The sequence below is a fragment of the Cytobacillus oceanisediminis 2691 genome (assembly GCF_000294775.2).
Classification (GTDB): domain Bacteria; phylum Bacillota; class Bacilli; order Bacillales; family Cytobacillaceae; genus Cytobacillus; species Cytobacillus pseudoceanisediminis.
In genome coordinates, this window is sequence record NZ_CP015506.1 from 1,968,994 (window position 1) to 1,980,824 (window position 11,831).

The window sequence follows — 11,831 nt, forward strand, 5'->3', positions numbered from 1 at the left end:
GGAGGATACGTACATTGAAAAAGAGACAGAATGAAAGCATCAAGCTAGCAGCACTCGGAGGAGTCGGAGAACTTGGGAAGAATATGTATTTGGCAGAGGTGGACGAGGACATATATGTAATCGATGCCGGATTAATGTTCCCTGAAAATGAAATGCTCGGAATTGACATCGTGATACCGGATATTACATATTTAGTTCAAAACAAGGAAAGAGTGAAAGGAATTTTTCTGACACATGGGCATGAGGATCATATTGGCGGCCTGTCTTATGTGCTGACAAAGGTCAATGTTCCTGTTTATGGGACAAAGCTGACTCTGGCGCTGGCCAAAGCCAAAATGAAGGAACAGGAATACAGAGGCAAAGCAAAGTTTATTGAAATAAATTCAGATACCAAGGTTGAATTTGATTCGGCAGATGTAACTTTTTTCAGGACTGGCCATAGCATACCGGATAGTGTCGGAGTGGCTATCCATACTTCCGAAGGTGCGATTGTATATACAGGAGACTTCAAATTTGATCAGGCAGCGACTGCCTTATACAAACCTGAAATCGGCAAAATGGCGCGCTTAGGGGAAGAGGGGGTTCTTTGCCTGCTATCTGACAGTACAGAAGCAGAAAAGCCGGGGTACACCAACTCAGAATCGAAAGTGGCCAGAGAGATGACAGCTGCATTCTATGCTGCTAAGGGGAGAGTCATTGCAGCTTCCTTTGCTTCTGACTTAATCCGCATACAGCATATTTTTGATGCGGCCATGGAAACGGGCAGAAAAGTGGCAGTGGTCGGGAGAAGTCTGCAAAAGATCTTTGATATTGCCATGCAGCTTGGATATTTGCAGGTCGGAGAAGATGTGATAATACCTGTCGCTGAAATCAGCAAATACAGTGATGACCAGATCGTTGTTCTTACCACAGGTAATCAGGGGGAGCCGATTGAAGCCCTTCAAAAAATGGCGAAGCAGTCTCATAGACAGGTGAATATCAAAAAGGATGATACCGTTTTACTGGCCGCATCTCCATTAAGGGGAACAGAGGTATTAATTTTTAAAACGATTGATATGCTGTTTAGAGCTGGTGCTGAAGTCATCCCTGGAAAGGGAACTTTTAATACCTCCAGCCATGGCAGCCAGGAAGAACTTAAATTTATGATAAATCTGATGAGTCCGAAATTCTTCATTCCAGTTCATGGGGAATACCGTATGCTGAAAGCGCATGCTAAAATTGCCAGGGACTGCGGAATATCAAGCGGACAAATTTTCATCCCTGATAAAGGCGATGTAGCAGAAATTAAAGATGGTGTAATCGTTCCCGGAGGAAAAATCCCTTCAGGAAATGTGCTGATTGATGGAATCGGTGTCGGCGACGTCGGAAATATCGTATTAAGGGATCGAAAGCTGCTTTCGCAGGATGGAATCTTATTAGTGGTGGTCACTCTTAATAAAAAGGAAAAGAAAATATCAGCTGGCCCTGAAATCATTACAAGAGGTTTTGTATATGTCAGGGAATCAGAAAAGCTTCTGGAGGAAGCTGTAAAAATAGTAAAGGAAGCGGTAGAGCAAAACCTTGCCAGAGAATCCTTTGACTGGTCCGGCATTAAGCAGGATATGCGTGACAGCCTGAATCAGTATCTGTATGAAAAAACAAAACGAAGACCAATGATCCTTCCAATTCTGATGGAGGGATAACAAATAAAACACAGCCTGGAATTCAATGCCAGGCTGTGTTTTTTGCCTTCTGTCTTCAGCAATAAAACGCATGAAAAAGAATCCCGCGTTCATACTAACAATATATTGCTTGAAGGGAGAAATAAGGATGGAAAACGATATGAAAAATAACCGCAATGAGGGCGGGGAAGGGCAAGAACAGCCAAAAGAGGATAAACCATCTGCTCTTATGGAGAAGATTCAGCAGCTTGGACAAACGAATGTGCCTCAGCTGTCTCAGGATTCCAAAATTCATTGCCTGACCATTGTCGGACAAGTAGAAGGACATCTTCAGCTTCCGCCGCAAAATAAAACAACAAAATATGAACACTTAATTCCTCAAATTGTAGCGATTGAGCAAAACCCAAAGATAGAAGGTCTTTTGGTCATTTTGAATACAGTAGGCGGTGATGTGGAAGCCGGACTGGCAATATCAGAAATGCTGGCATCTTTATCAAAGCCAACCGTCTCCATTGTCCTTGGAGGAGGCCATTCCATTGGTGTGCCTATTGCTGTTTCATGCGATTATTCATTTATTGCAGAGACGGCTACGATGACCATCCACCCTATAAGACTGACCGGCCTGGTAATCGGTGTGCCGCAAACTTTTGAGTATATGGATAAAATGCAGGATCGGGTTATTAATTTTGTAACAAAGCATTCAAATATTTCCGAACAGAAATTTAAAGACCTGATGTTTGATAAAGGCAACCTAACCAGGGATATTGGGACAAACGTGGTCGGCAGGGATGCTGTTGAATATGGCCTGATTGATGAAGTTGGCGGGGTAGGGCCTGCGCTGGCAAAGCTGAATGAGCTGATAGATATGAATAAACCTAAAGAAGAAGTGATGGTTCAATGATCATTTATACAATGATGCCCCAAGAGCTCATTTACCAAAATGAGCAGGATGATTTTGGCAAACAGAAAATTGTGTCTTATGAAGGAATCCCGCTCTTAGTTGAAATGAACTCAGGACAGGAATGCCGAATCTTAAGAATCATGAGCAGCGACCCCTCCCATTATATGGATGAAAGATATACTCCCGGGTCCATGATCACCTTGACGCAGTTAAGCTGAGAAATACATTCAAAAAACAACTTAATTAAGAATTGATATGATATAATAAAAGTAACTTTAGAAGCAGCCAAAAAATGGCTGCTTCTTCTTTCATAGCAGACATGATGTATTACATAATGGATTTTTGATGATGCTGTTAATAAGAACAATGATAAGGTGATAAAATGGCCAAAAGAAAGAAAAGAAAATCTAAAAAGAGCGAAACACTGAAACGGACAATGAAATTTGAACTTATTGCGCTGATCATACTGGCACTTGCTGTAATATCAATTGCTAAACTGGGAGCGGTCGGCAAAGCAACCGTGCTTTTTTTCCGTTTCTTTATGGGAGAATGGTACATGCTCAGCCTGATAGGATTAGTCATATTTTCAGGTTACCTGATGTGGAAGAGATCTCTTCCCTATCTATTCCACACAAAATTAATTGGCATTTATCTCATTATCAGCTCCCTGCTGCTGTTAAGCCATGTCACATTATTTCAGCTTCTCTCAAATGGCGGGAAGTTTGATGATCCAAGTGTGATAGCCAATACATGGGAACTATTCCGGATGGAGGTCCGGGGAGAAACAAGCACAACCGATTTAGGCGGCGGAATGCTGGGGGCAATTTTTTTCGCACTGTTTTATTATCTTTTTGATGAAGCAGGTTCAAAGATTGTGGCCTTTTTATTAATTATTATCGGTTTCGTTCTCATTACAGGAAAAACGTTCGGAGATGCTGCCGGAAAAATGATGGCCGCAATGCTGAATTTCTGTAAAAAACAATGGGCTGCTTTTATAGATGATATGAAAGAATGGAAACAAAAAAGCAGGGCAAGACGAGAAGAAAGACAGTCAAGAAGAGAAGAAGAACAGCAGGCTCTCCAGCACGAAGAAGAACCAGAGACTGTTATTACCATCAATAATACTGCTGAACCGGCGCCAGAACCGATTATTTCAAGCTTTGCCGAAAGAGCTTATCAGGAGGATCCTCAGGAAGCGGCTTCTAATCAGGTTCAGGAAGCAGCAGAGACTGAACCGGAGGATGAGAATGCGCCGCCAATTACGTTTACTGAAGTGGAAAACAAAGACTATGAGCTGCCGCCAATCAGACTATTGAAATTGCCAAGGCAGACGGATCAAAGTGGTGAGTATGAGCTTATCCATGCGAATGCTGCTAAGCTCGAAAGAACATTTCAGAGTTTTGGGGTAAAAGCGAGAGTGACACAGGTTCATTTAGGACCCGCTGTTACAAAATATGAGGTTCATCCCGATGTTGGGGTAAAGGTAAGCAAAATCGTTAGTCTGAATGATGATTTGGCACTGGCACTGGCAGCCAAGGATATCCGGATAGAAGCACCAATTCCCGGAAAATCCGCCATAGGAATAGAAGTTCCTAACTCTGAAGTAGCCATGGTTTCTCTTAGGGAAGTTATTGAATCCAAGCAAAACGACAAACCGGACTCGAAGCTATTAATCGGGCTTGGCCGTGATATTACCGGAGAGGCTGTCCTTGCAGAACTCAACAAAATGCCCCATCTTCTTGTTGCCGGTGCAACAGGAAGCGGGAAGAGTGTGTGCATTAACGGAATCATTACCAGCATTTTGATGAGGGCAAAACCGCATGAAGTAAAATTAATGATGATCGATCCAAAAATGGTGGAATTGAATGTATATAACGGGGTGCCGCATTTGCTGGCGCCGGTAGTGACAAATCCGAAGAAAGCAGCTCAGGCGCTGCAAAAAGTCGTCAATGAGATGGAAAGGCGCTATGAGCTTTTCTCCCATACCGGGACAAGAAATATCGAAGGCTATAATGAGTATGTAAAAAGGCATAATGCCGAAGAGGAAGCACAGCAGCCCCTTCTGCCGTACATTGTAGTTATAGTGGACGAGCTTGCAGATTTAATGATGGTAGCGTCCTCCGATGTCGAAGATGCCATCACGCGCCTTGCTCAAATGGCAAGGGCAGCGGGCATCCATTTAATCATCGCAACCCAGCGTCCGTCAGTAGATGTTATCACAGGTGTGATCAAAGCGAATATACCATCAAGGATTGCATTTGCCGTTTCATCCATGACGGATTCCAGAACCATTTTAGATATGGGCGGTGCTGAAAAACTTCTGGGAAGAGGCGATATGCTCTTCCTGCCTGTAGGTGCTTCCAAGCCAGTCCGTGTACAGGGTGCATTCCTGTCTGATGAAGAAGTAGAAGAGATCGTGGATTTCGTCATTGGTCAGCAGAAGGCACAATATCAGGAAGAGATGATTCCAGAGGATATCCCTGAAGCGTCAGGAGAAGTGGATGATGATCTTTATGAAGAAGCTGTTGAATTGATTCTGGAAATGCAGACTGCTTCTGTATCCATGCTTCAAAGGAGATTCAGGATCGGCTATACCAGAGCTGCAAGGCTGATTGATGAAATGGAAGCAAGGGGCATTGTCGGTCCATATGAAGGCAGCAAGCCAAGAGCTGTGCTGCAGGGCAAGCCTTCGGAAGAAGCAAGTTCCTAAACTTTATAAGAATGACACATTAAAAAATGGCCAGTCTTCGGACGGCCATTTTTTAATGTATTTGAGAGATATAGGGCAAAAAAATGACGTCAATAAAAAAAGGTATGGGAATATGCCATACTACTAAAAACGCTTACATAAAATGAAGAGGTATGGTACTTTCAACTCATCACAAAATAGGATTCATTGTCAGTTACTTTTTTAGCAGAAATCTTAAATGTAATCGTTTTCAAAGTAGTATTATACCAGAAAAAAGGAATTGGTACAGAGGGATTCACAAACATTTTGTTCTTTTCACCTTTTTTCGACAAATTGATAAATTTCTATTTCTTTATTGGGTAAAAAGTGTTATAGTATTTTCGATTAGTAGGAATGATTGAACATCAGAGGTCTGATGTCTTGAGAACTGAAGTTGGAGGAACCCTGCATGTCTATTAAGTCAGATAACCGGCATTTATATTTGCAAGTCATCGATCGATTAAAACAAGACATTGAAGATGGAGTTTATAAAGAAAAAGAAAAACTTCCGTCTGAATTTGATCTTGCCAAACAGCTTGGTGTTAGCAGAGCTACACTGAGGGAGGCATTGCGCATTCTTGAAGAAGAAAACGTAATTATCCGCCGTCATGGTGTAGGCACCTTTGTCAATGCAAAGCCGCTTTTCACATCAGGCATCGAACAGCTTAATAGTGTCACAAATATGATTTTGCAGGCAGGGATGAAGCCGGGAACCGTTTTCTTAAGTTCTGTAACTATGGGACCGACTGAAGATGATATCCGCAGATTCTCATGTTCGTTAGACCAGGAGATTGCCGTGATTGAGCGGGTGAGAACTGCAAATGGTGAACCGGTCGTTTATTGTGTGGATAAAGTTCCTGAGGATATTCTCCCGGACACATTTTCCCACGAACAAGAGTCGCTCCTCAACATGCTTGAAGAAGAGGCAAACCGGAAAATCACCTATGCTGTTGCCCAAATCGAGCCTATTGGCTATCACGAGAAAATTTCACCTATTCTGGAATGTGACCCTGAAACTGCATTGCTGGTATTAAAGCAGATGCATTTCGATGAAGCGGATACACCGATTCTCTATTCGGTCAATTATTTCAGAGCTGATAAGTTCAGTTTCCATGTCCTCAGAAAGAGAATCTAGCTTTTGGGGATATACGAAAACACAATTATTCCGCTAATGCAAAAACAATTTCTTAGGGGGTACCAACCTTGAAAAAGCGTAAATTCGGATTGGCGCTATCTTTAGTTCTTGCTGCTGGAACGATTCTGGGTGCTTGCGGCAAAAGCGAAGAAAAAGGCGGAGAAACAGCTGGCGGAGACGAAAAAGAAAAAGCATTCTCTGTAGCGATGGTAACAGATGTCGGCGGTGTAGATGATAAATCATTTAACCAATCTGCCTGGGAAGGATTACAGGCATTTGGTGAAGAGAATGGACTTGAAAAAGGAAAAGGCGGATTTGACTATCTTCAATCACAGTCAGATGCTGACTATTCTACAAACCTTAATACATTAGCTCGTCAAGATTTTGATCTTGTTTTCGGTATCGGATTCTTAATGGAAGGTGCAATCAATGAGATTGCCCAGCAGCAAAAGGATGCGCATTTCGGAATCGTTGACGCGGTTGTTGATCAGCCAAACGTAGCAAGCATCATGTTCAAAGAGCAGGAAGCTGCATTCCTTGCAGGTGTTGCTGCAGCAAAAGCAACTAAAGAAAACAAAATTGGTTTCATCGGCGGAATGGAGATTCCGGTTATCGAGCGATTCGAATCTGGATTCCTTGCTGGTGTTCAAGCGGTAAACCCTGATATTAAAGTAGAAGTTCAATATGCTGGAGCATTTGATAAAGCTGAATTAGGTCAGACAATTGCTTCTAAAATGTACTCTTCTGGCGTAGACGTAATCTTCCACGCTGCTGGCGGAACAGGCAACGGTCTATTCAAGGAAGCTCGTGACCTTAAAAAGAAAGACCCGGCAAGAGAACTTTGGGCAATTGGTGTTGACTCAGACCAGACAGCTGAAGGTGTAGTTGAAATCGATGGCAAAGAGCACAATGTAATCCTTACATCTGCACTTAAGCGTGTAGACAATGCTGTTAAGGACCTTTCTACAAAGGCAAAAGACGGCAGCTTCCCTGGCGGAGAAACGACTACTTACGGATTGGCTGAAGACGGTGTAGGCCTTGCTACTATCAATCCGGAAGTATCTACTAAAGCAGAAATCGAAGGTGCAGTTAAAGAATGGCAGGAAAAGATCAAGAATGGTGACCTGACTGTTCCATCTACAAAAGATGAACTGGCTTCTTTTTCAGCTGAATAATTTACTTACAAGGAATAAGCAGGTTGCACTGCGGCCTCTTATTCCTTTTTTTAAAATTAAAAGTTTAATTGAAGGACAGAAAAAATTCTGTATTTCACTTAGATTTTTAATGCAATAATCATATTTTTCTATTCATTAAGATGAGCTTGGCATTTTGGCCAGGTTTTTCTAAGAATTGCCAAGGTCTGACCTCTTACTACTAATGATTTCCATATATTTTGAGCAAGGAGTGAAACAAATGGATTATGTTATTGAAATGCTCAACATCCGCAAGGAGTTTCCTGGAATCGTAGCAAATGATAATATCACGCTTCAGCTGAAACCAGGTGAAATTCATGCGCTGCTTGGCGAAAATGGTGCGGGCAAATCAACATTAATGAACGTCCTTTTTGGCTTATATCAGCCTGAAAAGGGTGAAATAAAAGTTAAAGGAAAGCCGGTGCGCATCACCGATCCAAATATAGCAAACGACTTGGGCATCGGGATGGTCCACCAGCATTTCATGCTAGTAGACCGTTTCACCGTCACTGAAAATATTATTCTAGGAAAAGAAACGACTAAAGGCGGAAAAATAGATATTAAAAAGGCTGAGAAGGAAGTCAGGGAAATTTCTGAGCGATATGGACTTGCTGTTGACCCGCAGGCGAAAATTTCAGATATTTCTGTAGGAATGCAGCAGAGGGTAGAGATTTTAAAGACCCTTTATCGGGGAGCAGAAATCCTTATTTTTGATGAGCCTACTGCAGTTCTTACTCCACAGGAAATTAAAGAGCTTATTCAGATCATGAAAACCTTAATCCAGGAAGGCAAATCTATTATTTTAATCACCCACAAGCTGAAGGAAATAATGGAAGTTTGTGATCGAGTAACGGTCATCCGCAAAGGGGTCGGCATCGGTACGGTTAATGTCAGCGAGACGAATCCTAATGAACTTGCCAGTTTAATGGTGGGAAGGGAAGTTACTTTTAAAACGGATAAAACAGTATCGAAGCCACAGGAGCAAGTGCTTGAAATTCAGGATTTAAATGTAAAAGATTCCCGGGGGCTTGGCGTGGTTAATAAGCTTAACCTTAATGTACGGGCCGGGGAAATTGTCGGTATTGCCGGTGTAGATGGAAATGGACAGTCTGAGTTAATAGAAGCTATTACAGGTTTGAGGAAGTCTGAAAGCGGTTCAATTAAATTGAATGGCAAAGAAATTATTAATATGTCACCGCGGAAAGTAACGGAGACGGGCGTAGGGCATATCCCTCAGGACCGTCATAAGCATGGACTTGTACTTGATTTTCCAATTGGAGAGAATATGGTTCTGCAAACCTATTACAAAGCTCCATTCTCTAAAAAAGGTGTTCTGAACTTTAAAGAAATCTACAGCAAAGCAACAAAGCTGATTAAAGAATTCGACGTCAGAACCCCAAGTGAATATACACTTGCTAGGGCACTTTCCGGAGGTAACCAGCAGAAAGCCATAATCGGACGTGAAATTGACCGCAATCCAGATCTCCTGATCGCTGCTCAGCCGACACGCGGATTGGATGTCGGAGCAATTGAATACATTCACAAGCGTCTGATTGAACAGCGTGACCAGGGGAAAGCTGTGCTGCTTATTTCATTTGAATTGGATGAAATCATGAATGTCAGCGACCGTATTGCTGTTATTTATGAGGGTGAAATTGTAGCAGTAGTTGACCCGAAACAAACAACTGAACAAGAATTAGGTTTATTGATGGCCGGTTCTAAACGGAAGGAAGCGGGTGGCGAAAACCATGTCTAATCGCATGAAGAATATTGTCGTGCCTCTAGTTGCCGTTCTGCTCGGCGTATTAGTAGGTACAATCATAATGATAGCAACAGGGTATAATGCCGGATCTGCATTTAATGCCCTATGGAACGGTGCTTTTGGAGAAATCTACTACACTGGTGAAGTCGTCAGACAGGTCACACCTTATATTCTTGCCGGATTGGCAGTTGCATTTGCTTTCCGTACAGGCTTATTTAACATCGGTGTTGAAGGGCAGCTAATCGTCGGATGGCTTGCTGCTGTTTGGGTAGGGGTTGCATTTGAACTTCCAAAGTTCATCCATCTGCCGCTGGCTGTTCTTGCAGCTGCAGCAGCGGGTGCACTATGGGCATTTATTCCGGGATTGCTGAAAGCCAAGTTTAAAGTCCATGAAGTAATTGTCACGATCATGATGAACTATGTGGCATTGCATGTAACGAACTATATAATCCGTACGGTCCTTTCAGACAAAAGTGACCGTACGGAGATGATTGCAGACTCTGCATCACTGCGTTCCCCATTTCTTGAGGGCTTAACTGACTATTCCCGTCTGCACTGGGGAATTTTAATTGCTTTAGCTTGTGTGTTTATAATGTGGTTCCTATTAGAAAAAACATCAAAGGGATACGAATTGCGCTCTGTAGGCTTTAACCAGCATGCATCTGAATATGCAGGCATGAGCGTCAGCAAAAACATTATTCTTTCAATGGTAATCTCAGGAGCATTTGCTGGTCTTGCAGGTGCGATGGAAGCTTTGGGTACATTCGGATACGCAGCCATCAAAGGCGGATTTACCGGAGTAGGGTTTGATGGTATTGCGGTTGCCCTTCTGGGCGGTAACGGTCCAATCGGAATTATTTTTGCAGCATTGCTATTCGGAAGCTTGAAGGTCGGCGCCTTAAACATGCCGCTTGAAGCTGGAGTTCCAAATGAACTGGTGGATATTATCATTGCTCTTATTGTGTTCTTTGTTGCAGCAAGCTATATGATTCGCATCTTTATTGACCGTATCAGCAAAAAGGGGGTGAAGTAAGTGGGCTTAATGGAGATCCTATTAATTATTATTCCATCAACATTGCTTTGGGCAGCCCCGCTTATTTTCACTGGTTTGGGCGGAAACTTTTCAGAAAGCTCCGGTGTTGTAAATATTGGTTTAGAAGGATTGATGGTAATTGGAGCATTCACTGCCATAGTCTTTAACCTTACGTTCGTAGATGTATTTGGCAGCATGACCCCATGGGTAGCATTATTGGCAGCTATGGTTGTAGGAGCACTTTTATCCATCCTGCATGCTGTTGCTTCCATTACGTTTAGAGCAGACCAGGTAGTCTCAGGTGTTGCGATTAACCTTCTGGCAATTGGAGCTGCACTGTTCCTGGTTAAATTCATTTATGGAAAAGGCCAGACGGATATTATTCAAAAAGGGTTCAGCAAGGTGGATATACCATTTTTGAGCGATATACCCGTAATAGGAAAACTGTTTTTCTCAAACACATACTATACTTCATTTGCAGCGATTGCCGTGGCATTTCTTGCCTGGTTTGTGATGTTTAAAACTCCATTCGGGCTAAGGCTGAGAGCGGTTGGTGAACACCCAATGGCTGCAGATACAATGGGTATTAATGTTACCCGAATGAGATACATTGGGGTATTAATCTCCGGTGCCCTAGCAGGAATCGGCGGCGGTGTGTATGCACAATCCATTTCTTCAGATTTCGGCCATGCAACGATCAGCGGCCAGGGATTTATGGCATTGGCAGCATTGATCTTTGGTAAATGGCATCCGCTTGGTGTTATGGGGGCGGCTTTATTCTTTGGGTTTGCGCAAAGCTTGAGTATCATCGGCTCGAGCCTTCCATTCCTTGAGAATATTCCAAATGTATATCTTCTCATAGCACCATATGTTTTAACGATTCTGGCATTGACTGGTTTCATAGGACGCGCCGATGCTCCAAAAGCATCTGGTACTCCATATATAAAAGGAAAGCGCTAAACAGCAAAGCCTCATTTCATTTAGAAATGGGGCTTTTTTCAGCGCAAATCTTATCCTATTTTAATTTGTGATTCATTGAGGCAAATGTGTTAATATTTTGTTAATTAGATAAGAGATTAGAGGTTTGATTATGCGTTTTTCCTTATATATAGATGATTATGAAACAGAAAAGATTTTTTCCTATTTGCGCTGGCTTTTTTTGGCCGCTGCGGCTTTGTTGTTTTATTTGCCGGTACTTTCCGGCACTTTACGATGGAATAGTGAATCGTTTAGTATCTGTATCAGGCGAAGAATACCGGGAAAAACCAGGTGCATTTTGAATGCGGAAAAGTGATGAAAAATCATGATACTAAACTTAAGTCAGTCTTTGTAAGCTAACCCCTAAAAGGGGTTTTTATTTTGTTCTATAACCTTCCAAGACAGCCAATAACTTGAAATAAAGAAATAGGGCAAGGTAT

Annotated in this window: 9 protein-coding genes; all 9 read left to right on the plus strand. The window is 42.4% G+C overall.

The annotated features are described in order from the left end of the window. Positions 1-14 precede the first annotated feature (14 nt). The 9 genes from A361_RS10005 to A361_RS10045 all read left to right on the plus strand — a co-directional run bounded on the left by A361_RS10005 (position 15) and on the right by A361_RS10045 (position 11,373). On the plus strand, positions 15-1,682 hold the full coding sequence (locus A361_RS10005; protein WP_019381790.1) for a ribonuclease J: 1,668 nt from the start codon (positions 15-17) through the stop codon (positions 1,680-1,682). A gap of 127 nt (positions 1,683-1,809) precedes the next feature. Next, entirely contained in the window at positions 1,810-2,562 is a 753-nt protein-coding gene (locus tag A361_RS10010) for a ClpP family protease (RefSeq protein ID WP_019381791.1), read from the plus strand. After that, a complete protein-coding gene (locus tag A361_RS10015; protein WP_019381792.1) occupies positions 2,559-2,780 on the plus strand; it encodes a YlzJ-like family protein in 222 nt (73 codons plus the stop codon). Before A361_RS10010 ends, A361_RS10015 begins: the two co-directional genes overlap by 4 nt. Positions 2,781-2,944: 164 nt before the next feature. Continuing rightward, positions 2,945-5,272: a DNA translocase FtsK gene (locus A361_RS10020; protein WP_019381793.1), complete on the plus strand. Its 2,328-nt coding sequence runs from the start codon at positions 2,945-2,947 to the stop codon at positions 5,270-5,272. Positions 5,273-5,699: 427 nt separating this feature from the next. Then, entirely contained in the window at positions 5,700-6,425 is a 726-nt protein-coding gene (locus A361_RS10025) for a GntR family transcriptional regulator (RefSeq protein WP_009330683.1), read from the plus strand. Positions 6,426-6,493: 68 nt separating this feature from the next. After that, entirely contained in the window at positions 6,494-7,600 is a 1,107-nt protein-coding gene (locus A361_RS10030; RefSeq protein ID WP_009330682.1) for a BMP family lipoprotein, read from the plus strand. Positions 7,601-7,838: 238 nt separating this feature from the next. Beyond that, positions 7,839-9,374 (plus strand): ABC transporter ATP-binding protein, encoded by a 1,536-nt coding sequence (locus tag A361_RS10035; RefSeq protein ID WP_009330681.1) that lies wholly within the window; start codon positions 7,839-7,841, stop codon positions 9,372-9,374. Beyond that, on the plus strand, positions 9,367-10,413 hold the full coding sequence (locus A361_RS10040) for an ABC transporter permease (protein WP_019381794.1): 1,047 nt from the start codon (positions 9,367-9,369) through the stop codon (positions 10,411-10,413). The genes A361_RS10035 and A361_RS10040 overlap by 8 nt, the downstream gene beginning before the upstream one ends. Then, entirely contained in the window at positions 10,414-11,373 is a 960-nt protein-coding gene (locus A361_RS10045; RefSeq protein ID WP_009330679.1) for an ABC transporter permease, read from the plus strand. Positions 11,374-11,831: the final 458 nt, after the last annotated feature.